At 67.7% G+C, this 22,699-nt stretch carries 31 protein-coding genes and 1 pseudogene; 12 read left to right on the plus strand and 20 right to left on the minus strand.

Translation table 11 applies throughout. The features are described from left to right. Position 1 precedes the first annotated feature (1 nt). From ACFV9C_RS38355 to ACFV9C_RS38370, 4 genes are all read right to left on the minus strand, one after another. Positions 2–799, minus strand: coding sequence for a hypothetical protein (locus tag ACFV9C_RS38355; protein WP_380201735.1), 798 nt, complete (start codon positions 797–799; stop codon positions 2–4). A gap of 67 nt (positions 800–866) precedes the next feature. Next, on the minus strand, positions 867–1,094 hold the full coding sequence (locus tag ACFV9C_RS38360) for a hypothetical protein (protein WP_380201737.1): 228 nt from the start codon (positions 1,092–1,094) through the stop codon (positions 867–869). Positions 1,095–1,112: 18 nt separating this feature from the next. Further along, the gene (locus ACFV9C_RS38365) at positions 1,113–1,325 is read right to left on the minus strand and encodes a DUF6458 family protein (RefSeq protein ID WP_380201739.1); all 213 of its coding nucleotides are present in this window, start codon (positions 1,323–1,325) and stop codon (positions 1,113–1,115) included. A 180-nt stretch (positions 1,326–1,505) separates the two neighbouring features. Then, on the minus strand, positions 1,506–2,105 hold the full coding sequence (locus tag ACFV9C_RS38370) for a flavodoxin family protein (RefSeq protein ID WP_380201740.1): 600 nt from the start codon (positions 2,103–2,105) through the stop codon (positions 1,506–1,508). Positions 2,106–2,214: 109 nt separating this feature from the next. Between ACFV9C_RS38370 and ACFV9C_RS38375 the strand changes: the two genes are divergently transcribed. The 3 genes from ACFV9C_RS38375 to ACFV9C_RS38385 all read left to right on the plus strand — a co-directional run bounded on the left by ACFV9C_RS38375 (position 2,215) and on the right by ACFV9C_RS38385 (position 3,813). Further along, positions 2,215–2,688 carry a DUF6328 family protein gene (locus ACFV9C_RS38375; RefSeq protein WP_380201742.1) on the plus strand — a complete coding sequence of 158 codons (474 nt, stop codon included), beginning with the start codon at positions 2,215–2,217 and terminating at the stop codon, positions 2,686–2,688. A 101-nt stretch (positions 2,689–2,789) separates the two neighbouring features. Next, positions 2,790–3,569, plus strand: coding sequence for a sigma-70 family RNA polymerase sigma factor (locus tag ACFV9C_RS38380; protein ID WP_380201743.1), 780 nt, complete (start codon positions 2,790–2,792; stop codon positions 3,567–3,569). A 10-nt stretch (positions 3,570–3,579) separates the two neighbouring features. After that, a complete protein-coding gene (locus tag ACFV9C_RS38385) occupies positions 3,580–3,813 on the plus strand; it encodes a hypothetical protein (protein WP_380201745.1) in 234 nt (77 codons plus the stop codon). On the opposite strand, the gene ACFV9C_RS38390 is transcribed toward ACFV9C_RS38385, so the two are convergent. From ACFV9C_RS38390 to ACFV9C_RS38420, 7 genes are read right to left on the minus strand one after another with little or no spacing between them, the layout of a single operon-like run. Further along, a complete protein-coding gene (locus ACFV9C_RS38390) occupies positions 3,814–5,556 on the minus strand; it encodes a complex I subunit 5 family protein (protein ID WP_380201747.1) in 1,743 nt (580 codons plus the stop codon). A gap of 2 nt (positions 5,557–5,558) precedes the next feature. Further along, positions 5,559–5,927 carry an NADH-quinone oxidoreductase subunit K gene (locus ACFV9C_RS38395; RefSeq protein ID WP_380201749.1) on the minus strand — a complete coding sequence of 123 codons (369 nt, stop codon included), beginning with the start codon at positions 5,925–5,927 and terminating at the stop codon, positions 5,559–5,561. Beyond that, positions 5,924–6,955 (minus strand): MnhB domain-containing protein, encoded by a 1,032-nt coding sequence (locus ACFV9C_RS38400; RefSeq protein ID WP_380201751.1) that lies wholly within the window; start codon positions 6,953–6,955, stop codon positions 5,924–5,926. The genes ACFV9C_RS38395 and ACFV9C_RS38400 overlap by 4 nt, the downstream gene beginning before the upstream one ends. Beyond that, on the minus strand, positions 6,952–7,233 hold the full coding sequence (locus ACFV9C_RS38405; protein WP_380201753.1) for a Na(+)/H(+) antiporter subunit B: 282 nt from the start codon (positions 7,231–7,233) through the stop codon (positions 6,952–6,954). Before ACFV9C_RS38405 ends, ACFV9C_RS38400 begins: the two co-directional genes overlap by 4 nt. Continuing rightward, complete coding sequence (mnhG, locus tag ACFV9C_RS38410) at positions 7,233–7,565, minus strand: monovalent cation/H(+) antiporter subunit G (protein WP_380201755.1); 333 nt, start codon at positions 7,563–7,565, stop codon at positions 7,233–7,235. Before mnhG ends, ACFV9C_RS38405 begins: the two co-directional genes overlap by 1 nt. Further along, positions 7,562–7,822, minus strand: a complete 261-nt coding sequence (locus ACFV9C_RS38415) for a monovalent cation/H+ antiporter complex subunit F (RefSeq protein ID WP_380201757.1) — start codon at positions 7,820–7,822, stop codon at positions 7,562–7,564. The genes mnhG and ACFV9C_RS38415 overlap by 4 nt, the downstream gene beginning before the upstream one ends. Beyond that, positions 7,815–8,309 carry a Na+/H+ antiporter subunit E gene (locus tag ACFV9C_RS38420; protein ID WP_380201759.1) on the minus strand — a complete coding sequence of 165 codons (495 nt, stop codon included), beginning with the start codon at positions 8,307–8,309 and terminating at the stop codon, positions 7,815–7,817. Before ACFV9C_RS38420 ends, ACFV9C_RS38415 begins: the two co-directional genes overlap by 8 nt. A gap of 412 nt (positions 8,310–8,721) precedes the next feature. Between ACFV9C_RS38420 and ACFV9C_RS38425 the strand changes: the two genes are divergently transcribed. Beyond that, positions 8,722–8,883, plus strand: coding sequence for a hypothetical protein (locus ACFV9C_RS38425; RefSeq protein WP_380201761.1), 162 nt, complete (start codon positions 8,722–8,724; stop codon positions 8,881–8,883). Positions 8,884–9,576: 693 nt separating this feature from the next. Here the strand turns inward: ACFV9C_RS38425 and ACFV9C_RS38430 are convergent. From ACFV9C_RS38430 to ACFV9C_RS38440, 3 genes are all read right to left on the minus strand, one after another. Continuing rightward, positions 9,577–10,128 carry a type 1 glutamine amidotransferase domain-containing protein gene (locus ACFV9C_RS38430; protein ID WP_380201763.1) on the minus strand — a complete coding sequence of 184 codons (552 nt, stop codon included), beginning with the start codon at positions 10,126–10,128 and terminating at the stop codon, positions 9,577–9,579. 63 nt (positions 10,129–10,191) lie between these two features. Further along, on the minus strand, positions 10,192–10,455 hold the full coding sequence (locus tag ACFV9C_RS38435; protein ID WP_380201766.1) for a maleylpyruvate isomerase N-terminal domain-containing protein: 264 nt from the start codon (positions 10,453–10,455) through the stop codon (positions 10,192–10,194). Between the two features lie 19 nt (positions 10,456–10,474). Further along, complete coding sequence (locus ACFV9C_RS38440; RefSeq protein WP_380201768.1) at positions 10,475–11,506, minus strand: iron-containing redox enzyme family protein; 1,032 nt, start codon at positions 11,504–11,506, stop codon at positions 10,475–10,477. 4 nt (positions 11,507–11,510) lie between these two features. Between ACFV9C_RS38440 and ACFV9C_RS38445 the strand changes: the two genes are divergently transcribed. Beyond that, positions 11,511–11,711 (plus strand): CDGSH iron-sulfur domain-containing protein, encoded by a 201-nt coding sequence (locus tag ACFV9C_RS38445; RefSeq protein WP_380201770.1) that lies wholly within the window; start codon positions 11,511–11,513, stop codon positions 11,709–11,711. Positions 11,712–11,775: 64 nt separating this feature from the next. Here the strand turns inward: ACFV9C_RS38445 and ACFV9C_RS38450 are convergent, their stop codons facing one another. The 3 genes from ACFV9C_RS38450 to ACFV9C_RS38460 form a co-directional block, all read right to left on the minus strand. After that, positions 11,776–12,855 carry a YbdK family carboxylate-amine ligase gene (locus ACFV9C_RS38450; protein ID WP_380201772.1) on the minus strand — a complete coding sequence of 360 codons (1,080 nt, stop codon included), beginning with the start codon at positions 12,853–12,855 and terminating at the stop codon, positions 11,776–11,778. Between the two features lie 50 nt (positions 12,856–12,905). Further along, a complete protein-coding gene (locus ACFV9C_RS38455; protein WP_380201774.1) occupies positions 12,906–13,316 on the minus strand; it encodes a PRC-barrel domain-containing protein in 411 nt (136 codons plus the stop codon). A gap of 208 nt (positions 13,317–13,524) precedes the next feature. Beyond that, the gene (locus ACFV9C_RS38460; protein WP_380201776.1) at positions 13,525–13,698 is read right to left on the minus strand and encodes a CsbD family protein; all 174 of its coding nucleotides are present in this window, start codon (positions 13,696–13,698) and stop codon (positions 13,525–13,527) included. 157 nt (positions 13,699–13,855) lie between these two features. On the opposite strand from ACFV9C_RS38460, the gene ACFV9C_RS38465 reads away from it, so the two are divergent. Further along, positions 13,856–14,584, plus strand: a complete 729-nt coding sequence (locus ACFV9C_RS38465; RefSeq protein WP_380201778.1) for an endonuclease/exonuclease/phosphatase family protein — start codon at positions 13,856–13,858, stop codon at positions 14,582–14,584. Positions 14,585–14,688: 104 nt separating this feature from the next. Beyond that, positions 14,689–14,916, plus strand: coding sequence for a hypothetical protein (locus ACFV9C_RS38470; RefSeq protein ID WP_380201780.1), 228 nt, complete (start codon positions 14,689–14,691; stop codon positions 14,914–14,916). 68 nt (positions 14,917–14,984) lie between these two features. Here ACFV9C_RS38470 and ACFV9C_RS38475 read toward each other — a convergent pair whose 3' ends face one another. Further along, positions 14,985–15,983, minus strand: a complete 999-nt coding sequence (locus ACFV9C_RS38475) for a sigma-70 family RNA polymerase sigma factor (RefSeq protein WP_380201782.1) — start codon at positions 15,981–15,983, stop codon at positions 14,985–14,987. A gap of 176 nt (positions 15,984–16,159) precedes the next feature. On the opposite strand from ACFV9C_RS38475, the gene ACFV9C_RS38480 reads away from it, so the two are divergent. The 3 genes from ACFV9C_RS38480 (at position 16,160) to ACFV9C_RS38490 (ending at position 19,698) form a co-directional block, all read left to right on the plus strand. Further along, a complete protein-coding gene (locus ACFV9C_RS38480; protein WP_380201921.1) occupies positions 16,160–17,554 on the plus strand; it encodes a DHA2 family efflux MFS transporter permease subunit in 1,395 nt (464 codons plus the stop codon). 388 nt (positions 17,555–17,942) lie between these two features. Next, a complete protein-coding gene (locus tag ACFV9C_RS38485) occupies positions 17,943–18,389 on the plus strand; it encodes a CBS domain-containing protein (RefSeq protein ID WP_380201784.1) in 447 nt (148 codons plus the stop codon). Positions 18,390–18,408: 19 nt separating this feature from the next. Then, positions 18,409–19,698, plus strand: a complete 1,290-nt coding sequence (locus tag ACFV9C_RS38490) for an SLC13 family permease (RefSeq protein WP_380201786.1) — start codon at positions 18,409–18,411, stop codon at positions 19,696–19,698. Between the two features lie 10 nt (positions 19,699–19,708). On the opposite strand, the gene ACFV9C_RS38495 is transcribed toward ACFV9C_RS38490, so the two are convergent. Continuing rightward, positions 19,709–20,665: a hypothetical protein gene (locus ACFV9C_RS38495; RefSeq protein ID WP_380201788.1), complete on the minus strand. Its 957-nt coding sequence runs from the start codon at positions 20,663–20,665 to the stop codon at positions 19,709–19,711. 221 nt (positions 20,666–20,886) lie between these two features. On the opposite strand from ACFV9C_RS38495, the pseudogene ACFV9C_RS38500 reads away from it, so the two are divergent. Both ACFV9C_RS38500 and ACFV9C_RS38505 read left to right on the plus strand, forming a co-directional pair. Then, a pseudogene (locus tag ACFV9C_RS38500) lies at positions 20,887–20,976 on the plus strand (hypothetical protein); the annotation flags it as partial. 181 nt (positions 20,977–21,157) lie between these two features. Further along, complete coding sequence (locus ACFV9C_RS38505) at positions 21,158–21,418, plus strand: hypothetical protein (protein ID WP_380201790.1); 261 nt, start codon at positions 21,158–21,160, stop codon at positions 21,416–21,418. Here the strand turns inward: ACFV9C_RS38505 and ACFV9C_RS38510 are convergent. After that, positions 21,410–22,654: a hypothetical protein gene (locus ACFV9C_RS38510; RefSeq protein WP_380201792.1), complete on the minus strand. Its 1,245-nt coding sequence runs from the start codon at positions 22,652–22,654 to the stop codon at positions 21,410–21,412. The genes ACFV9C_RS38505 and ACFV9C_RS38510 overlap by 9 nt on opposite strands. Positions 22,655–22,699: the final 45 nt, after the last annotated feature.

Consider the following 22,699-nt stretch of genomic DNA (forward strand, 5'->3'; position numbering starts at 1 on the left):
ATCACCCACGTCCCCGCGACGACGATCCGCCTCTCGACCTGCTCGCCGTCTTCTTGGCCGTGGCCTTCTTCGTGGCAGTCTTGCTGGCCGCACCCTTCCGCGGCCGGGAGGACTTCTTTGCAGCGGTCTTCTTCGCTGTGGACTTCTTCGACGTCGCCTTCTTCGCAGGCGAGGCGCTCGACCTGGCAGTTGTCGACTTCCGAGTACCCGAGCTCGTCTCGTTTCCGCTCTCAGCCCGCGCCGCCGTCTTCTTCGCTGCGGCGCCAGTACGACGGGGTCGCCCGGACGAACTGCGTTCGGACTCGTCGTGCGCCGAGTCACGGTCCTCGCTTATCGACTCAGGTCGGTCGCTGGACGATTCGGCATAATCGTCCCTCCCACCCCGGCGGGACCCCTGGCTACGGCTTCCACGCCGGCTCGGCCTCCGGCGGCGCCGCGGGCGCTGTTCGTCCTCGTCGTTGTCATCTTCGCCGGCGTCGTGACCGCTTCCCGCGGACAGCATCCGTTCGGTGCGGTCTCTGATCGAGTCGCTGACGCGGTTCAGCCGGTGGCTCGCGGCGGACACAGCGGCGTCCCGGCCGGCGGTGACGAGCTTTCCTCGCACCTGGTCGGACAACTTCGACAGCTCGGGGTTCTGCTCGACCAGGGTCGAGAGCTGTTGCACGATGGCTCGTGGATCGGTGGCTATGCGTTTACCGGCCAGAAGTCCGCCGACGGTGATCGCCAGCTTCAGCTTCTTGGTGCGGCCGAGCAGGTAGCCGCTGGCGATGGCAGCAGCCACCTTTGCGCTGGTGTTCATGACTCTCCTACGAAGTGGTAATGCCGCCTCGGAGGATCCTCCAAGAAGGCGTTGAGTGCGCGCCGGATCAATCGGCCAACGCGGCGATCCGCCGGAGCATCGGCAGGCTGGGATAGCTCTCACGACGGATCTTGTGCACCAGGACCTCGGCGTAGATCTCGACCTCGTCCGGCCAGAGCAACGTCTCGATCAGATCGAGCATGGAGATCGACGGAAAACGCTCCTCGGCCACCTTGTCCAGCAGTGCGTCGAGCAGCAGTTCACGGGCAGTGGGCTGCTCACGTTTGTCAGGCATCTCGGCTCCCGACTCAGCTCACTCGTCGAAGTCGCGGCGCTCTTGGACGACCGTGTGCGCGGTCCGCCGGCGCTGGTTCGCGAACATGAGCGCCACGCCGAGCCCGATCGCACCCGCGGCGATCAGCACGTACCCGACCACGGTCAGGTCGACGCCGCTGACCCGGTCGGTGACGGCAAAGGCGAGAATTCCACCCACCGCAAGCAGGAATACGGACACTCCGATTCCCATGGGTCCTCCTAACGACCTTCCCCGTTCCGGAAATTGCAATAGTGACGCGGTACCCCCGCCAAATGCCACGAAACGCAGCTACTTTCCGCACATTCATGTACCCACTGCGCATAATTCAACCAAACGATTAATTCACTTGAGATGCCGGATCAATCGCTTTCTGCATCAGCACCAGGCTCGTCAACCGTTCGCCGGGATCGGGTGGGCCTCAAGGGCGCGGGCGACCGCTGCGAGGTTGGACGCCATCGCCAGGCCGGTCCGTGCCGACCAGTCGTGGCCTTCGGCGGTCTCGCTGTAGCTTGGACCGGGGCCCGGGCCCCTGTTCCAGTACGTCCAGGCCTGGCCGGGGATCGTGTACCCGATGTCGCCGAGCGCACCGCTGATCTCCGAGATCACGTGGTGCGCGCCGTCTTCGTTGCCGGTGACAACGACACCCGCAACTCTGTTGTACGCGACCGGACGCCCGTTGTCGGTCTCGGAGAGCATCGCGTTCATCCGCTCGAGCATCCGCTGCGCGACCGAAGACGGCCGCCCCACCCATGTCGGAGTGGCGACCACCAGGATCTCGCTCTCCAGGAGCTTCTCGTGGACCGACGGCCATTCGTCACCCACGCCCTCGTCGCTGGTGACCCCGGGCTTGATCGTCAGTTCGACCAGCCGGACCCGCTCGACCTCGACCTTCTCGCGCTGCAGCCCGTCGACCACGACCGCGGCCAGTTCGTCGGTGTTCGACCGCTCCGGCGACGCCTTCAACGTGCAGTTCAGTACCAGTGCCCGCATGTGGTGCCTCCTTCGAGATGGACAGCTCCGGTGCCCAGTCGCTCACGGTGCATTCACGTGTCGGGAGCGTCCCGCCGGGTACTGGCAGGGACGACGAAAGGCAGGCAGCATGGACCCGATCGGCTACGAGCGGAATGGGGAGACGTCCGGCGAGCGGCTCGATCGGCACTGGAGCGAGTTGCTGCAGGAACTCCGGCTGGTGCAGACCGGTACGCAGATCCTGTTCGCCTTCCTGCTCGGGATCGCGTTCCAAAACCAGTTCCACACCACAGACGGGTTCACGCACGCTGTCTACGCGTGCACGATCGTCGCGGCCGCCCTCGCGGTCGGCTTGTTCCTCGCGCCGGTCGCGTTCCACCGGTTCCTCTACCGGCAAGGGCGACGTGACCAGCTCGTCACGATCGCCGACCACCTGGCCCGTGGCGGCATGGCGTGTCTCGTCGTCTCGATCTGCGGCGGGCTGCTGATCGCGTTGGACGTCGTACTCCCCCGCCTCGCTGCCGCGGCGGTCGTCGGCGGCGTACTGCTCTGGTTCCTGGCGTTCTGGCTGATACTCCCGGCCTACGTCCGGCAGAAACGCTGACGATTCAGCCGCGCACCAGCGGGTACCCGTGGGTGGTCCCGGTTGTGGTTCAAACCATGCGCCGCACTCGACCGGGACGGGCACAGGCAGGACAACCCGCGATGGCAACGAGTAGTCCGTTCCAAGCGTCCCATGCCGAACAGTCCGCCCGGACCGAGCGCCTCCTCCGGGCCGCGTACGACAGCCACGGCCCACGCCGTGAAGGGTTCCTCGCCGAGGCGATCGTCAGCGGCGTACCGCTCGCCTGTACGCTCGCCCGGCGGTACCGTGGCCGCGGCGTGGAGGACGAGGATCTCGAGCAGATCGCCCTCGAACACCTGATCCGGGCGTTGCGCAACTACCGCCCGACGCCCGGCTCGGACTTCCGGTCGTACGCCGTACCGATGATCCGCGGCGGGATCCGGCACCACTTTCGCGACAACGCGTGGGCGATCAGGCTCCCCCGCCGGCTACAAGAGATCCAGTCCCGGGTGAACGCCGTACAGCCCACACTCGCGGCCACCCTCGGCCACTGGCCCGACCACACCGAACTCGCCGCGGCCACCGGCATCGCCGTCGCTGAGATCGCCCAGGCGGAACAGGCCCGCGGATGCTTCCAACCTCTCTCCCTGGACGCCGAGCTGGGCACAGACGCCGACGGCACGATCCCAGCGCGTGAGGTCGCCCAACCAGGCAACACCTACGAATTCGTCGATCAGGTCCATTCGTTGCGACCGGTCGTCGACAACCTTCCAGAGCGCGACCGGCTGATCCTGCGCCGGCGCTTTGTCGACCACCGCACCCAGGCCGAGATCGGCGCCGAGATCGGTGTCAGCCAGATGCAGGTGTCCCGGCTGCTCCGCAAGATCATCGGCCACCTCCAACTCGCACTGTCGGCCTGAGGAGCGTGCGATGTCGATCTTGCAGCGGTTCAAGCGGCGGCGCCTGAGCCACACGATCAACGAGGCCGATGCACCGGCCGACAACACCACGGCGATGACATGGGCCATGGGCGGCAACCCCGACCGTGGTACGCCGACCGCCACCGGGACCGGTACCAGCGAGGAGTTCGTCGGGCGGGTCGCCGGTGAAGACACCGACGCCGGGGAGACCGGTGCCGAGGAGCGCGCACGGAACGACGAGTGATCAGCGCATGGCCAGTAGTACTGCGGCGCAGCTGATCAGGCCGGTGACCGAGTAGGCAGCGTAGTCATTCACCGAGCCGGTGTGCAGGCGTCTGAGTAATGCGATGACCCTTGGCTCGGAGGAGCGACGTACGTACCAGACGCAGACGAGAACGCCCGCCACGATGCAGCCGACTGCGATCAGGAGCTCTCCGGGCGCGAGGTACTCGAATGACGGTGTCGTCGCATGGATCCTTGCCGTGCCGGCGAGCGCTGCGGCGGCGTATGCGTTCTGGTCGAGCAGTACGGCGGCGGCCGGGGCGGCGATGCGGTCGATGACGAAGCGCGGCAGTACGCCGAACGCCACACAACCGGCCGCCAGCACACCGAACGCGACCAGCGCGCCCGGACGCCTCCGCTCCAACGGGTCGTAGTCGTCGTCCCGCCGCCGGAAGAACGCCAGGTATGTCGCCCGGCCGAGCGCGGCGACTGTGAGGACTTGGGCCAGGAGTACCGCGACGAACGCGGCCGGATGGTCCGCCCGGAGCCCATCATGGATGAGCCCCAACGACGCGTAGCCGTTCAGCGGCGGCACGCCGGCGATGGACGCCGTACCGAGCAGAAATGCCGCCGTCGCCAGCGGCCGGTGGCGGGCCAGGCCGCCCATCTGCGAGAGCCTGGTCATCCCCGTGGCATGCACGATCGCTCCGGCGCACAGGAACAGCAGCGTCTTGAACAGCGCGTGATCGATCAGGTGATAGACGAACCCGGTGACGGCCGTCAGCGAGCCCGCGCCGACGGCGGTCAGCAGCACGCCCATCTGCGAGACGGTGTCGTAGGCGAGCAGCCGCTTCAGGTCATCCTGTCCCAGCGCGAGCGCCGCACCAGCGATCGCCGAGACCGGACCCAGGACGAGCAGGATGCCGGGCAACGCGGTCCCGTGTACGGCGTACACGTCGAGCGCAACACGGGCAATCGCCACCACTCCGAGGTTGACCATCAGGCCGGAGAACATCGCCGAGACCGGACCCGGCGCCGCGGAATGCGCGTCAGCCAGCCAGCCGTGGAACGGCATCAGCCCGGCCTTGGTCCCGAAACCGGCCAGCAGCAGAGCGAGCGCCACGAGATCCGCGGTACGGAGGTTGCCGGCCAGGGCATGCTGCAACTGGCCCAGGTTCAGGGCACCGTGGCGGGAGTAGAGCAGCGCCGTACCGACAAACACGAAGAAGCCGGCCAGATTCGTCAGCACCATCATCTTGAACGTCGCCTCAAGCGCCCACGGCCGCTCGAGGAAGAACCCGCTGAGCCCGTAGCTGGCCAGCGCCGCCACCTCGAACCAGACGAACAGGTTGAGCAGGTCGGCGGTGAGCGCCGTACCGATCACTGCTGCCAGCAACAATTGCGCCAGGCAGGCGTACCAGCCCGCCTCATGCGCGCCGAGACCTCCGAGCTCGGACAGGCTGTAGAGCAGCAGCAGGGTCCCGATCAACGCGGTGAGCAACGCGTAGGTCAGGCCGAACGGCTCGACGGTGACGGTGATGCCGAGCTGCCGGCCGGCGATCGGGCCGACCTTGCCGACCGCATGACCGACCAGGTGTCCGCCGTACACACCCGGAGCGAACAGCAGGAGGATGCCGGATGCTCCTCCGAGGGCGAGCAACGAGACGAGCAGTGGCGCGCGGGACGACCATCTGCTGAGCAGCGGAGCCAGCACAGCACCGACGATCGGCAGCACGATCGGCAGCGGGAGCAGCGCGGGATTCATTCTCAGCCGCGCAGGTCGCGGACCCGGTCGGCGTCCATGGTCCGGTAGTGCTGGGCGATCCGCACGACGGTAACGAGCAGTACGGCGGTGACCGCGACACCGATCACGATCGCGGTCAGGCAGATGTTCTGCAGCACCGGGTCCGCGACGTTGCCGTGGGCAAGCTCCTGCTCCGGCTGGCCTCCGGGTGGCTTCAGCAGCATCGGCGCGGTGGACCCTCGCCGGTACGCCATCGACAGGAGCAGCAGGTAGCTTGAGGACTCGATCAGCGACAGACCCATGACGATCTTGATCAAGGTCCGTCTGGTCACGATCGTGGCGACGCCGAGGGCGAACAGCGCGACGGCGACGAGGTAGTTGGCGACGATCATCGGTGGTCCTCGCCGGCGTCGCCGGTCCCGTCTGGGTTGGCCGGAATCCAGTCGTGCCGGATCGCGAGGATCGAGAAGATCACGATCGTCAGGCCGGTGCCGACCTCGATCAGTTCGGCCAATGAGAACGCCTGCATGGTGCCGCCGCTGCGGAGCGTCTGTTCCGGTGCCAGCGGCAGCCAGTTCGCGCCGAACGAACCCTCGAGTACGAGACCGAGCGCCAGTACGACGAGCACCAGCAACGCGCCGATCAGCTCGAGGACCTCCAGCGGGCCGGGCCGGACCAGTGCGGCGATGCGCCGGTACCCGAAGGCTGCGTAGACGAGCACCACGAGCCCGACTAGGACGACTCCGGCTGGGAAGCCGCCACCCGGCGAGTACCCCTCCAGCACCAGGTAGAAGCCGGCGACCGCGAGGAGCGGCAGCACGCATCTGACCGCGACCCGGACCACAACCGTCATCGCCTGCGCCGGCTCGGGCACAGACACACCAACGGGCTCGGCATCCGGGGTGCGCGGCGCAGGGCCTGGTCCCCCGCGCCCGCCCTCCGCAGATCCGCCGGCTTCACGAGCACCAGCCTGAGGCACGCCGTCCGCGCCCCCGGCCCCCTCACGAGCGCCTTCCTCGGCCCCGGAGGCTTCGTCATTCTCACGGGCGTCGGCGGCGCGGGCGACCCGTTCGGTCGGGCCGACGGGTTTGTCGCCCGGGTGCTCGTACTGCTGCTCCTCCTGCCCGGCCTCCTCTTCACCGAAGTACTCGCGCCGCCGTTCGCGATGCCGGGCGAGCAGGAGCACACTGACCACCGCGGCGAGCAGCAGGAACGTCTCACCGAATGTGTCGAACGCCCTCGTCCCGTACACAACCTCGCTGACCGGTTCCGTCGTACGCCACTGCGGCAGCGCGACCGTCATCGCCTGCCGCGCGATGTCCGGGAGCGCCGCGCCTTCGCGCGGCACGTCGACCACGCCCAGGCCGAGCACCCCCGCCGTCGCAGCGGCGAGGATCCATCCGGTCACCGTCCTTCTCATGACCGGTCGTCCGGGTCTTCGCCCAGCTCGCTGCGGTCCTCGACGTCAGTACGGGTCTTGCCGATCGCGATCAGATACAGCGTCGGCAGCGCGATCGCGCCGACCACGATCTGCGCGTGCGCATCGTCCGGCGCGCCCAGTACGACGAACAGCAGGCCGAGGACGGTGCCAACCAGGGACAACGCCATCGTGGCACCAGGCAGGTTGCGCAGCCTGACGACCAGCACCGCGCCGGTAAGGACGACGGCCAGGCACAGATAGTCGAGCACCCAGAACATCACGACCTCCCCCGGTCCCGCGGTTCGTCGGCAACCGCACCTGACCACTGGCGGATGCCGGTCTTGTACGCCGCCCTGCTAAGAGCATGCGACGCGGCCGGGTTGAGGACGAGGATCAGGAACGCCACCATCAGGGCGTGTACGCCGTACTGCGACAGCAACCCCTTGCCAACGGCAACCGCGAGCAGGGCAGGTACCGCGCCCATCGTGATCACCTTCGAAGTGCACTGAATTCGCGAATACACGTCAGGCATCCGCAGGACGCCGACCGCTCCCGACAGCGAGAAGAACAGGCCGGTCAGCGACAGCAGAATCACGATTGCCGTTCTCACAACAGACCACGCTCCAGGAAGCGCGCCCAGACGAGCGCGCCGAGGTAGCTGAACGACGCCATCCACAGTGCGACGTCGAGATAGATGGCGCGGTCGGCGAACGCGGCGAAGAACAGCAGCGAGAGCGTCGCCTGGGTTGAGACAGCGTTGAGAGCGACCACGCGGTCGGTGACCGACGGCCCGAGCGCGAGCCGGACCACGAGCAATCCGGCCACGGCGAGCTCGACGATTGCCGACAATCCGAAGATCTCAGCCATCTCCGCCTGCCAACGCGGTGATCCGGCGCTCCAACGGGCCGTTGATCTCGTCGTACCGGTGCCCCTCCGCCGGTACGGCGATGCAGTGGTACACCAGCTGGTGCCGCGACCGGTCCAAGTCGACAATCTGATTGTCGACAATCAGCGAGCTGACAATGCCCACCGCGGCGACACGGCTCTCGTCGCCGAATCGGGTCGGCACGATGACCATGCCCGTCTCCAGCGGCAAGGACGGCGTCCAGATCCGGCGGGCCAGCGAGATGTTGGCCAGCAGCACCTGATACGCGACGAAGGCGGTGAGGCGGACCATCGACACCACCCGCCAGGGCCGGACAACCGGGCCGAGCCGTACGAGCGACCACGCGACCAGCAGACTGACGCCGAGCCCTGCCAAGACTGATTCAACGGTCAACAGCGCGGTCAGCGCCAACCAGGCGACAAAGCACCAGAATGTCAGCGCCCCGACCGTTCTCCAGTTCACGGCCATCAGCAGCACTCCTTCCGCCCTTCGAGCGGTACCCGCGAACCGGCCGGCGCATTCGTTGCCTTCTGACAACGATGCCGGGTTGACGCGGGCCGCTCCCGGGGGTGGTATGGAGGTGATCAGAGCCCTCCAACGGTGCGGGGCCGCCCGGACAGTCCGGCATCGACCGTGGCATGGCTGACCGCGATCCCGCCGAAGCTTTCAGGTGCCCGCGCCTCGTGGTCCGGTCGCGGTCAGCAGTCAGCGGTCACCGGCCGATAGCTCGGTCGAGCCGGGATACGTCGAGTGCGGTTGGCACGAAAACTGGGTCTCGCGCATCCCGGCCCGCCGGGTCACACAAGTTGCCGTACGCACGCATGTGAGCCTCGGATACGGGCACCGATGCTGCACCAGTTCCGTTGGCGAGGAGGCTGACATGTCCACGATTCCCAGCCCGCAAGGCCCGGTGCCACCGCTCGGCGATCCGGACCGCGTCGACCCGACCGCGCCGCCGGACGACCCGGACATATCGCCTTACCCCGATCCAGAACCCGATCCGGACGAGGATCCCGACGAGCAACTCCCCCGCCGCACGTAGCACCGTCCAAGGCCGCGGAGCGGTCGCCGACTGGTCACGGATCGACGACCGCTCCCGCTCTGTCGCCCCCGCCGTTCATCGCGCCCGGCTCGCCCGCGTCGGGCAAGGCAGACCCGCCGGCTCAGCGCCCGTCAGACAGATGATGCTCGGTAGTTGCCCGGCCTTCGTCTGGCGCGGGTCGCTCAGTGCCTGCCTGGCGCTCGGCGGAGCTGGCTTGGTCCGCGGCTGTCCAGCGGTCTTCCGGTGTGCTGAGGGGGTTCAGGCTCATGCGGCGGCTGCGTGACAGGTACAGCGTCCCGCCCCCGACGATGGCGGCGACCACCAGGACGGCCGCCACGATCCAGACCGCTCCGTTGTAGTCGCGCGGGCTCGAGTCCGCTGACCCCGGCGGGTCGGGCGCGGGCGAGTTCGACCCCAGCGTCGGAGACGGCGCCGGCGCCGCTTGTGCACTTGCCAAGCCGACCACAGCGGGCGCCAGTGCAAACACCAACAGAGCCGCTGCAGCAACCATTCGCCATGCTCTGCTCATCATTGCTTTCCGGTACCCGCGACACACAGTGCCAAACGACTCGAGCGCCGCCGCTGGGCGGCGCACCTGGGCGGCGCAGCTGGACGCGACAGGGACCGCACAGCGCCACGTGAACTGTGTTGGCCAGCACGACGGCCAGTGCCGGTCATGTTCCGGCGTCAGACCTAGCTCTTCGCGAACTGCTGGACGAGCGTTTCGCAGAACACCGTCAAGTCGCCGGGATTGCGGCTGGTGATCAGGTTGCCGTCGACAACGACCTCCTCGTCGACGACCTCGGCGCCGGCGTTGCGCAGGTCGGTCCGGATACTCGGGTACGACGTCAGCCGCCGCCCCGGAAGCACACCGGGTTCGGCCAGCGTCCAAGGTCCGTGGCAGATCGCCGCCACCGGCTTGCCGGACGCAACGAACGACCGGACGAACTCCACCGCGTCCGGGTCGGCACGGAGCCGGTCCGGGTTGATCGTGCCGCCCGGCAGGATCAACGCGTCGAACTCCTCGACCCGGACCTGCGACACCGGCCGGTCCACGGCGAACGTGTCACCCTTCTCGATGTCGTGGTGCATCGCCTGCACCTTGCCGTCCTCGATGGACACCAAATGGACGGTACCGCCGGCCTCTTCGACCGCAGTGCGTGGCTGCTCGTACTCGACCTGTTCGAGGCCGTTCGCCGCCAGGATCGCGACCTTCCGGTCACGCAACTGCTCGGACACACCCATCACCTCTCATGCTGTCGGAAGTTGAAGAACCCATGGGATCGGGCCTGCATTGATGGCGTCCTTTCAAGGTCCTGGACCGGTGCCCGGCGGCGAGCTGACCGGCAGCACTGTCGCCGATACCTCGTCCGGGAATTGCGGCGTCTGTCCGGTCGCAACGGCGAGATCCCAGCTGTGCAAGACGATCTCCTGCATCAGGTGCGCGATCAGGCTGCGTACGTCGTACTCCGGGCAAGGGGTCGAGTCGCCGAGCCGATCCGGATCAACCGCGCCGGCCAAGCGGTCGGCTTCTCGCGCGGCAACCGCAAGCTGCTCGTGAATCTCCGTCATTCCGCGCCCTTCGCACTGGTCATCCAGCATCTCGATGTTCGCACGCATCGGCGTCCGTCCATCGCGACAGCAAGTGTCTGGCGACGTGGCCGTCGGCCGTCAGCGCACAGCGCGCGCCGAACAGGACGTCACCGACCGCCTCGGGATGTTCCTGGACGTAACTGCCACACAGGTCGTGAGCGGCGATCTGCTCGTGGACCGCGTCGGCCTCGACGTGTTCGGTGAAGTAGCGAGCCTGGTCCGCTGAGGCGCCCAGCCGGATGGCGCCGGTCGCGTACTGCCGGTTCGGTAGCGTGGATGTCATCTCGAGCGCCGCGAGATGACCGACGAGCGCCCCCGTCCAACGATGATGCATGGCGAACAGTGACATCACGTTCGACACGGCGAGCGTCACAGCCGGTACCTCAGGAACGTAGTGGCCGTAGGTGTCGTCGAGCCTCAGCCAGCGCATCGTCGTACGGAACAACTCCGAATGCATCCGCTCGACGCGGCCGCCACCGTACTCGTCGGCCTGGATCTCGACCAGCGCCGCCTTGGCCGCGCCGGCGAGCCGGGCGATGCCGAAGCTGTGCGGGTCGGCTTCCTTGAGCTGGTACACGGAACGGTTCAGCACGAACTCACGGAACTGGTCACGGGTCGCGTGCCGACGCAGGTACGGCGCCAGTCGCAGGTCCTCTTTGTCGTCGATCAAGGCGCGCAGTTGCACCGCTACCGGTTGTGCCTCCGGTGCGATCCGGTAGTTCGCCTCCAGCCATTCGATCCACGGCTGCTCCAGCAGGGTGCGGAAGACGATGACGTCCGGATCCCATTGCCGGCCCGGATCGACCTCGTCGAAACCGCGATACTGCAGTTCGTACGCGATCCACAACGCCAACTGGAGGTCGCCGTCGGCCTGGGGCCGATCGGACACGACAGCTGGCACGTAGGCCTCACCGGCTCGCACGAGCCGACTGCTAATCCAAGCGCTGAGCGGCCCGCGGGCCGGTGGTAGCTGCATCTCCGACCGGTACCCGCCGGAATCTCGTAGACTCCCCCGCAGCGGGTACCGCACGGATATGACAGAGATCCGCGCGTACCCGGACGGGCCGCTCCTGGTCCGCGGCGAGTTCGAACTCCTCGACGAGAACGGCGACCCGATCCCGGCGACCCGCCGTACCGTCGCCCTGTGCCGCTGTGGCCGAACCGCGATCCCACCGCACTGCGACGGCACCCACACCCTCTCGCTCAAACGCGAAGAATCGCATTCCAGCCGGTGACGGGACAACTGCCAATCGGCTCTGCGTGCTTGAGGTTTGCAAATGCCAAGGAGGGGTGAACCACTCAGCCGTTGAACACTTCCGCCAGCCACGGCGCGACCCGTCGTGGCCCGAGCCTTCGGAGATGGTCGACCGGAGGATGCTCGACCAGGGCCCGTACGTCGTCCAACCCGCCGAGCGCGTACGCCTCAGCAGCGTCGATCAGGTCGTAGAGGCGGCGCCGCGTCGGACGTGCCGCGCCAGTGCGGAGGTCGAGCAGCTGACCCCGAACACCGTCTCGCAGCGCGGCCCAGCGGTTCTCCGCGATCCGCCAGGACGGCGCCGGCGGCGGGAGCTCGCCGAGCTGATGCAGGTCGGCAAGCCGGGCGGCGAGCGCGTACACGAACCGCACGATCGCACCGGCCCGCTCAGTCGTCGCCGGTACGTCGAGGACGCGCAGCTCGAGCGTACCGAACTGGATGTGCGGGCGGAGCTCCCACCACCACTCCGACGGATCCGTCACCGCACCCCCGCCGACCGCCCATTCCAGATCCTCGGCGAACTGTTCCCACGACGGGATGATCGGTGGCACACCTTGGCGCGGCAGCTGACCGGAGATCACCGGACGCACCGAGCACAGCCCGGTGTCCCGCCCGGCGGCGAACGGTGCCCCGGCTGCCAGCGCAGCGAGCTCCGGAAGAACGTCTCGCAGCGCGTGGTAGACGGCCAGCGTGCAGTCGGCGTCCCCGAAGGCGAGGTGAACCTGGAGCGACGACACCAGTTGCCGCTGGATGATCTCGCGGTACCGGCGGTCCAGGCCCGCTGAACGCGCCGTCCCGGACAGCTCGACCGGCCCGTCGACCAGTGGATGCACCGGCGCGGCGATCATGGCCACGCCGGGACCGCACGCGGCCGCGATCAGTCCCCGGCACCGGTGTAGTTCCTCGACGGCGACGGACGGGTCGGTGTGCACGGTGGTCGCGATCTCGACCTGGCACGCAGGCAGCTCCTGCTTGATCCGCGGGTCGCGGATGTCTTCCAGTACGTCGGCGGCGGCGACCGGCAGCCACGTCCCGCGGTCCACGAGCAGCAACTCCTCCTCCAGCCCGACGGTTCCGGCAACCGTGCCGGAGAACACCGCGGCGATCGGCATCCCGTTGCCCATCGCAATCACCTACTCCCGGGCGTCCTCGTCCGAGAACGGTCGTCTGCGGATCAGCGGCGGAACGGCGGATACACGTAGCCAGGGCCCCAGAACGGCGGAACCCCCCAGTATCCGTAGACTTCCTCGTAGTAGTGAGGCTCCGGAACGACTTCCGGGTCATACACCGGTCCGCCGGCCACGTGTGTTCGTTCGGTGGAGATGCGAACCGTGTCGTCGCCTACGCTCGTGATGGCATCGATCGGGATGAGTTGCTTCTTCTCGCCGAGTCCGAGGAATCCACCGGATCCGACCAGCATGAACCGAACCCGACGTTGGTGTTCGTCGATGATCAGTCCGTCGATGGTGCCGACCTCGTCACCGTTCCGGTCGACCACTTTTCTGCCACGTACGTCGTCAGCAGGCTCGGCCAACGCCAGAGCGGTTTCGTTCAGGTTGATCAGTGTGCCGGGTGCGTCGTCCATCGCTCCTCCTGAGCAGAGATTGGCGGTGGCCGGGGTTGACTTGACGGCACCCTTCCAGACCATCAGGCAACCAGCCCGGCCACCGCCCTCCCTGTCCCCTGGCCCGAACCGCCCCAAACGACCGAACCGCCCGGCGCGCGCTTCGACCAGTCCCTCGAGAACACGTACGACGAGCCCCACCTGAGCGGGGCTCATGGTTTTGCTGCGGCTACTCCTTGAAGGCGTCCTTGGCCTTCTCACCGACCTGCTTCAAGTCGGCCTTCGTCTGCTCGGTGCGGCCCTCGGCCTCCAAGTCGCGATTTCCGGTCGCCTTGCCGGTCACCTTCTTGACCTTGCCCTTTGCGCCCTTCACTGCATGCTTCGCCTTGCGTCCGACACCCATCGGTCTCCTCCTCGGGTCCGGCATCTCCAACCCCTGTCTGGTGCCCGCCGGCAGCCGATCCATGCGAAACAGGTTCCGGCCGACCGGGGCGTGTCTTCGTGCCGGGCCTGGGTACCGGCGAGGTCCGGAACGAGAGGGTGAGACGGTCGTGAGGTTCATGACATGGAATGTCTGGGGACGATTCGGCGACCGGTGGTTGCGGCGAGAGCGAGCGATCGCACGAACAGTACGGGCGCAACGACCGGATTTCGTTGCACTACAGGAAACCTGGCGCAGCGACGGGCGGACGCAGGCCCGCCTGCTGGGGTTCGAGCTCGGGATGACGCCGGTGTTCGCCCAGTCCCGCATGCCGACGGATCCCGATCCCGATGTGCATCTCGGTCTGGGAATCCTCAGCCGCTTCCCACTCCGCGCCATTGAGCAGCATAAGCTCTCAGCGGACACCGTCGCCCTCAGAGCGGAGGTCCGGGTCGGCGTGCACAGTCTGCACTTCATCACCAGTTGCCTGGATTGGGAGGAGAACCACGAACGCGAGCGCCTCGCGCAAGCCGAGTCCCTTGCAGCGCTCGTGTCCGAGCTCAGAGCGCACGGTGATGAGGTGGTCGTAGCGGGTGACCTGAATACGCCGCCGGACGGGCCCGAACTCGAGCCGCTTTTCGCAGTACTGGCCGACTGCTGGCGGGCGCAGAGGTACGACGGTGCGACGTACAGCTCCCGCAATCCGTACCTGGGCCACGGCGAATGGCTCCAGGACCGCCGTATCGACTACATCCTCGCCGACGATGGTCTGACGTCCAGAGGCTCCCGCCTCGTCGGCTTCGACGAGGACCACGGCTGTCCTCCGTCGCACCACTACGCGGTCGTCGCCGACGTACCGATCACCTGAATGTCTCCAACTGGGACCAAACCCGACTCGCCAGGATTGGTTGCGATCCGATCGGGGAACCGAGAGGGCAGTACGGGACAGGTGTCGGCAAGGGGGACCAGAAGATGCGGAAAATCGGTGCGAAACGTGACAAGACCAGGCGGGTCCCTCGATCCATAGCCCACCGGCTCCAGACTGTGGCTGCCGGAGGCGGGCTCCTGATCTGCTTCACCGCTGCGGTCTTCCTTGCACTGACCGGTTCGTCAAGGCTACTGCTGCTCGGCGTATCCCTCTGCACAGCGATAGCGCTCTTCGAGGTCGCCGTCATCGTCACCACGCGCATCAAACCCTGACCGGCAAGGCGGAACCGTCGCCGCGCTGAACGACGCGGATTCGTTGACAGCTGAGGTTGTCAGAAGCCTCACTGGGGCAGGGTTCGGGGCAGGCCGAAGCGCGCCATCAAGGGGATCTCGAAGCGGATGATCTCGTGGATGCGGTCTCCGGCCAGGGTGAGTACGAAGAAGCCATTGGCGCGCCAGATGCCGGTAGTGGTGTCGAGGGTGTAGGAGCCGTAGGCCGGTTGCCCGTTCGCTCGGGTGGGGACCAGCCGTCGGTGGCCGCCGGGCGACCCGGCCATGGTGTTGAAGAAGCGTTCACACGCCTCGCGGCCCTGGTACTCCCAGGGCAGCGGCGGCATCTTGATCCAGGCGTCGTCGGTGAGCAGGGCGACCAGTCGCTGGATGTCGAACGCCTGGAACGCCTCCATCCAGTCACTCACGAGCTGTTCCTCCTCGGCCGAGAGCGGTAGTGGTGGCGGGGCCGGAGGCCGGTCGGCGCTTGCATCGGTGGCGAGCGTGGCCCGGGCGCGCTTGAGGGCCGAGGTCACGGACTCCTCGGTCGCGTCGAGCAGGTCGGCGACCTCGGCGGCCCGGTACCCCAGAACGTCGCGCAGGATCAGGACGGCCCGTTGCCGGGCCGGCAGTCGTTGCAGGGCGGTGACGAAGGCGAGTGTGGTGGCGTCGCGTGCCTCGATGACGGCCTCGGGGCCAGGCGCCGGATCCGCAACGCCCAGCAGGTCGTCCGGGAACGGCTGGAGCCACGTGATCTCGCCCTGTCGGCTCGGCGGCGGCGGTTCGACTCTCAACGGAGTACCCGGCGGCGTACGACGCCCCGCCCCGCGCAGCAGGTCCAGGCTGCGGTTGGTGGCAATCCGGTACAACCAGGTCCGCACCGAGGACCGCCCCTCGAACGCACCGAGGCTCTGCCAGGCCGAAAGCAACGTCTCCTGCAGCGCCTCCTCGGCATCTTGCAGCGAGCCGAGGAGGCGATAGCAGTGCACCTCGAGCTCGCGGCGGTACGGCGCGACCAATTCGCCGAATGCGTCCGCGTCTCCGTCCCGCGCCCGGGCCAGCAACTCCATGACTCCACCATCCACCTGCTCGTCATCGACGTACACCTCCACAACAGGTAGACGTACGAGCCGGCCGGAACTGGGCGCTCCCACGCCGCCCAGTTCCGCGGCCCCGCGACGCCTACTCCTGTGAATGGCGCGGCGCTCAGGCCACGCTCCCGAAGGAAGGATCTGTCGTGACCGTCATGGCTTCCCCTGTCACCCGGCGAGGGACCCGCGCGCCACTGCTCGCCGTCGCGATCCCGTCGATCGCCTTCTTGATGGTCACCCTCGACGCGCTCGTCGTGGTGACCGCGCTACCGTCCATCCGCGCCGACCTCGGCGGCAGCCCGGCCGGCCTCCAATGGGTCGTCAACGCCTACAACCTCACGTTCGCCGCCGGCATCATCACCGCCGCAGCCCTCGGCGACCGGTTCGGAAGGCGTCGCGTGTTCCTCGGCGGTCTCGCCCTGTTCGCGACGATGAGCGCGCTGTGCGCGACCGCGCCCGACCTCGGCCTGCTCGTCACGTTCCGGGCACTCCAGGGGCTCGGCGGGGCAGTGATCACGCCCCTCGGACTCACCCTCATCACCGTCGCGTTCCCCCCGGACAAGCGCGGCCGCGTGGTAGGGATCTGGGGCGGGATCGCCGGCCTGGGCGTCGCCGCCGGACCGCTGGTCGGCGGCGCCGTCACCCAGGGACTCGACTGGCACTGGATCTTCTGGATCAACATCCCGATCGGCGTCCTCGCCCTGCTCGGCTCGCGCCGGGTCCTCGCCGAAAGTCACGGACCGCGCACCCCCCTCGATCTGCCGGGCATGCTGCTCGGCGGGACCGGCCTGGCCGTCGCGGTGTGGGCGCTCGTCCAGGCGCCCGACACCGGGTGGGGCTCCAGCCGGACCCTCACCGGTCTCGTCGCCGGCATCGCACTGCTCGGCGCGTTCCTGGCACGGGAGGCGACCGCCGCACATCCGATGATCCCACTACGGCTGTTCCGGACCCGGTCGTTCTCCGCGGCGGCGGTCGCGAACGTGCTGATGTCCGGATCCACGTTCTCCGCGGCGTACCTGACCAGCGAGTTCTTCCAGATCGGCCGTGGCGACAGCCCACTGACGACTGGGCTGCAACTGCTGCCTTGGACCGTGACCCCACTACTCATCGCACCCATCGCCGGCGCCCTGTTCGACCGAGTCGGTGTGAAGGTCCTCGCCGTCCCAGGACTGCTGATGCAGGCCGCAGGGTTCGTTTGGATCGCACACCTTGCCGGCGTCGGATCGTCATGGAGCGCGTACGTCGTACCGTTCGTGACAGCCGGCGTCGGCGTCTCCCTCGCGCTGCCCAGCCTGCCCGCCGCAGCACTCAACGTGGCCCCGCCCGAGGCGCTTGGGCAAGCCGCTGGCGTGGTCAACACCCTCCAACGACTCGGCACGATCATTGCAGTCGCCACCGGCACCGCGGTCTTCGACGCGAACGGCGCGTTGACCACCCCGGAAACAACCACCGCCGGCTACCAACCGGCACTCCTCCTCTCCGCCGGCTTGTCCACGCTCGGAGCGCTCATCGCCCTCGGCAGCGCGACGCGGAAACACGGCAGCCGGTGACGGTGCCAGAACCGGGTGCACCGGACAGCCAGGCAGCCGGATCGCGGCGGGAGGATCCGGCTGTGGACGGCTCGGCGGCGTGTTCTTTCTCCGCGGGAGGAGCTGCGGGACGCCGCAGGCGTTTGCGCGGGTGTCGCCAGATGAGGAAAACTGCGCGGTGGTGCGCCGGGAAGTCTGGTCGGCAGTTCCCGTCCCCGAACGGGGTGCGGGCAGCTCGACGACCCTGGAGACAGCGTGACGCCGGAGTTCTCGCCTGGGCACCGCATCGACGGTACAGTCCCGAGTACCCGGCGGCTGACCGGAGCCACGTCGAGGCCCGTCCAGCTCGGGGCTTCACCGGCGTCTTGGACATCCTCCTTCCTGCTCGGGAGCGAGGTATCGTGCGAATGTGCATGGAGAGCAGATGGCCGAGGAGTTCCCGACTGTCAGCCTGACCACGGACGCGCTCGAGGCGGTCCGGCTGCTCGCGTCGCACCGGCTGCCAGGCCTCATCGTGGTCGACGACAAAGGACGGCCGCACTCGGTGCTGCCTGCGTCCCAGGTGGTCCGGTTCCTGGTGCCCTCCTACGTCCAGGACGATCCGTCACTGGCGCGGGTGATCGACGAGCCGCTGGCCGACCAGGTGGCGAGCAAGCTGACCGGTCTCACGGTTCGCCAACTGCTGCCGACCGAGCCGGCCGAGCTGCCGGTAGTCAACTTCGACGACACCGTCGTCGAAGTGGCAGCCCTGATGGCCCGGCTACGCTGCCCGTTGGTTGCCGTCGTCAAGGACCAGGAGATCATCGGCGCGATCACCGCGTCACGGCTGCTCGAGCTGGTGACCTCAGCGCGCTGAACGCCGTACCGGTGATCGCATGACCATGATCGCCGTTGCCGTCTTCGTCATCGCGTACGTCCTGATCGCAACCGAGTGGACGCATAAGCTGTTCGCCGCGCTCGGCGGCGCCGCGGTCCTGTTCGTGCTCGGCGTGACCGACACCGAGCACGCGTTCTACTCCCACGACACGGGAATCGACTGGGACGTCATCTTCCTGCTGCTCGGAATGATGATCATCGTCGGCATCCTCCGCCGTACCGGAGTCTTCGAGTACGTCGCCATCTGGGCCACGAAGCGGGCAAAGGGATCTCCGCTACGAGTGTTGATCCTGCTCAGCCTGATCACCGCGACGGCCTCGGCCTTCCTCGACAACGTGACCACCGTGCTGCTGATCGCGCCGGTCACGCTGCTGGTGTGCGAACGCCTCGGGATCAACCCGGTGCCGTTCCTGATCGCCGAGGTGATGGCGTCCAACATCGGCGGTACGGCGACCCTGATCGGTGATCCGCCGAACATCATCATCGCCAGCCGCTCGGGTCTCACCTTCAACGACTTCCTGCTCCACCTGACACCGCTGGTGATCCTTGAGCTGATCGTGTTCTGCCTGGTCCTCCCCCGGCTGTTCAAAGGGTCGTTCACCGCCGACCCGGACAAGGTCCAGAACGTACTGCGGCTGAACGAGCGCGAGGCGATCCACGACAAGCCTCTGCTGATCAAGTGCGGTGTCGTCCTCCTGGTCGTCTTCACAGGGTTTGTTGGACGGGCCGTGTTCCACATCGAGCCGGCGGTTGTCGCACTGCTCGGCGCCGGGATTCTCGTTCTCATCACGCGGGTGCCGACGAAGGACTACATGAGCAGCGTGGAGTGGCAGACGCTGCTGTTCTTCACCGGTCTGTTCGTCATGGTGGGCGCACTGGTCAAGACCGGCGTGATGAGCGACCTGGCGGACTCTGTGGCTGACGCGACCGGCGGCAAACCGCTGCTCGCGGTCATGCTGATCCTCGTGGTGTCGGCGCTGCTGTCCGGCATCGTCGACAACATCCCGTACGTCGCGACCATGAGCCCGGTCGTCTACCAGCTCACCAACAGCGTGACCGACCCGGCGCACGCCCACGCGCTGTGGTGGGCCCTGGCCGCAGGAGCCGACTTCGGCGGCAACGCCACCGCGATCGGCGCGAGCGCGAATGTCGTCGTCATCGGGATCGCGCTCCGCTCAGGTCACCCGATCAGCTTCTGGGAGTTCACCCGCAAGGGCGTGGTGATGACCGTCATCACGATCCTGGTCGCCGCGCCGTACCTGTGGCTGCGCTACTTCGTCCTGACGTGAGTCTGGGGCGCTACTCGCCGACTAACTGGTCGTAGTGCGTGGTGAGCGACACGTGGCTCACACCGTTGAACACCGCCGGGACCTTCCCGTACGACGTGATCGCCGTCGCGGACCCGTTCGCCTTGCTCATCGCGAACTGGTAGCCCGACTGCGTATCGTTGTCGACCGCAACGACCAGCGAACCGCCGCGGGTGCCACAGCTCTGGACGACCAGGGACTCGTACGCCGACCAGCCGGATGAGCGGATCAGCTTCATCACCGGCTTCGCCCCGGCGGCGACCGGGATGTGCGCGGTCCACAGCGCACCGGCGTTCGTCGTCATCAGCAACGTGTCGTACGCCGCCGTCTCGCTGATCACCGTCATCGTCTTGAAGCCCTTGAACCCGGCGATCGCCCCCAGCGACCGGAAACCGGCACCGACCATCTGGTACCGGTACAGGCTGCCATTGGTGTTCAGACCGTACAGGTACGCGTGCCGCGGCGCGGCGACGCTGAAGTTCGACGTCGCGATCGACTTGAAGCTCGTCCAGCCCGGTCCGACCTTCTTGAACGGCGGACGCGGCGCGCTGGTCTCGTTGTTCGGCATGTACGTCGTGTGCCGATACAAGTTCCCGCCCTGCAGGAGGAGCCCGTAGTAGTAGAACTGGGTGCCCGCATTGTTCACGGCTCCGTACCACGTCGCGTCGGCCCGGGTGCCGACGAACTTGTACGGCTCGTACACATCGGCCTGCGGGTGACGGCCAGGCAGGACGTAGATCTCCTGCATCGTGCCGGCGGCAGTCGGCACGCCGACCGCGCTCTCGCAAGGCTCCGCGGTGGCAGCCTTCGCCTTGTTCGGCTGGACGGTCCTGCTCGGGAAGTACGGCTTCGGATCGGCCTGACCTGTGGCGGCGGCCGGAACGGAAGCGGCCGCCGCGGCGAACAGCCCGGCGCCGGCCAATGCGAGCGCGCAGCGCTGCAATTTCATGCGAATTCCCCTCCAGAAATGTCTCGAGACCCCCAGATCGCGCTGACTATAGCCGAGCCTGCCGACAACTGCCGACGGCGCTTCAGAGACCCCAGATCGTCGCCGGTCAACGGCAAGGGCATGCGCCCAGCGAGGGCCCGTCGTTTGGTGTAGGTTTTGCGGTGGTGTGCCGGGAAGCCTGGTCGGCGGTGGGGTGAGGTTTGTCGACCGAAGGGCGTCCGATGGTGGTTCAGATTCTGCTTGCCGTTGTGGGGCTGGGTGTTCTGACCTTCGCGGCAGACCACTTGGTGCTCGGTTCGTCGCGGTTGGCGGAGCGCCTCCGGATCAGCCCGGTGGTCGTCGGGGTTGTGGTGATCGGCCTGGGTACCTCCGGCCTGGTTCGAACCGGTACGCGCGGCCCTAGTCTTGCCGGCGTTCTCGCCGGAGCTCAGTTGCTGGTCTCGAACGCGTCGCAGATAGGTACCCGTCTCGGCGTACCGCAGGTGATCATCGGTGCAGGCGCAGCGTCGCGGCGAGTCCGACCTCGTCGTCGGCAACCTCTTCGGCAGCAACCTCTTCAACAGCCTCATCGGCGGCGCGGTCGTCGGACTCGCCTCCGGTACGGCTGCTCCCGGACGAGCCGCCGTTGCCTTGATCCTCACAGCAGGATTGGCTTGGGCACTCCTTCGCCGCGGCCTCGCCCTGACCCGTAGCGAAGCCCTCGTGCTCCTTGCCGCCTACGCGATAGCCATGCCCCTGCTGCTGTCAACCTGAGCGGGTAGGAAGCGGCACGATCGTTGGTGTGCCTAGCACCTGCGCGGGGACTGCTCCAGTCTCGTACGGCCGTGCCAACCCGGATCGCCACGCAAGCAGCCGAACACGGTTGCCGGCATTGAGCGCGATCGCCAGCCAGTGGCCGTCCGCGCTGAACGCCAGGCCCGGCGAGCTTTTCGCGGGCATCTCGATGCCGGGGACGATCTCGAGGCGGCCGCTATCGAAGTGCATGACCGCGATGTCGCTCGGCGGCAACGGACGGCCCTCGTAGCGCGGGTCCGTCGTGGCCCGTTGGAGGATGAAGGCGGGTCGACTTCCGTCGGGGCTGACAATGCCCGCGCCCGCCGGACGGGGCAGACGGAACCGGTTGATGTTGCCGGTGGCAACCGACAACCGGTGCAGAATGCAGGGCTGGTCGCTGGTCGCGTCGCATCCGCTGGTCCAGACGACCTGGCCGTTGCCCGTGGCGATCGGTGCTGCGTCCCGGCCCAGTCTGGCACGGATGTGACCGGTCGCCGCCTCGACCAGCAGCAGGTCGGCGGGCGGAGCCGACGGGTCAGGTTGCAGCAGGCCGACCAGGGTGGTGCCGACGACGTCGTACGGATAGAACCCCACTGGGAGCCGTACCTGTCGGCCGCCGCCGAGCGGCACAACGGTCCCGTAGGGCTGGCCGGCCTCGTCCGGATACGACACGATCCAAGCTTGACCGCCGGCGGTCAGCACAGACCCGGTCCGCGGCAGCGTACCTGCCGCGCTGACCCGTTGATCGGCGCCTATGCGCAGGATCCGGGAACCGCTGGCCTCGCAGGTGCTCGCGGTGGCATAGGTACCCTTCGGCCCGCCCAGGACAGCGGCGTACTCGCCGGAACGGAGTCCGGCCAACGTCACCACACGGCCCGCGTCGAAGTCGACCGTCCGCAACCGTTCCCCGCCGAGCAGGACCTGGATGCCGGTGCGCGTCGGCGACGGTACGGAGGACACGATCGGCACCTCGGCGTTGGAGTCGCCGGCGCCCGCTACGGTCGGCCAGGACCTGGTCGATGGCGTCGGCAGGCCAACTCCCGGCGGCGTCACTGACGGCACCACCAGGCTCGAGGTCGGCGCCGACCATGGCCGCAACGCAATCACCAGCAGCGCCACCACGGCGAGACCGACCCCGATCCGCACGCCGATCCGCAACCAGCGGGGCGCCGGCGGGCGTCCAAGGTCGACCACGTCCTCCTCGTCATCCTCCACGTCACCATGACACCACCGCCGAGGAAGATGCACAGCTACTCACGT

It is taken from the genome of Kribbella sp. NPDC059898 (assembly GCF_042730855.1).
Classification (GTDB): domain Bacteria; phylum Actinomycetota; class Actinomycetes; order Propionibacteriales; family Kribbellaceae; genus Kribbella.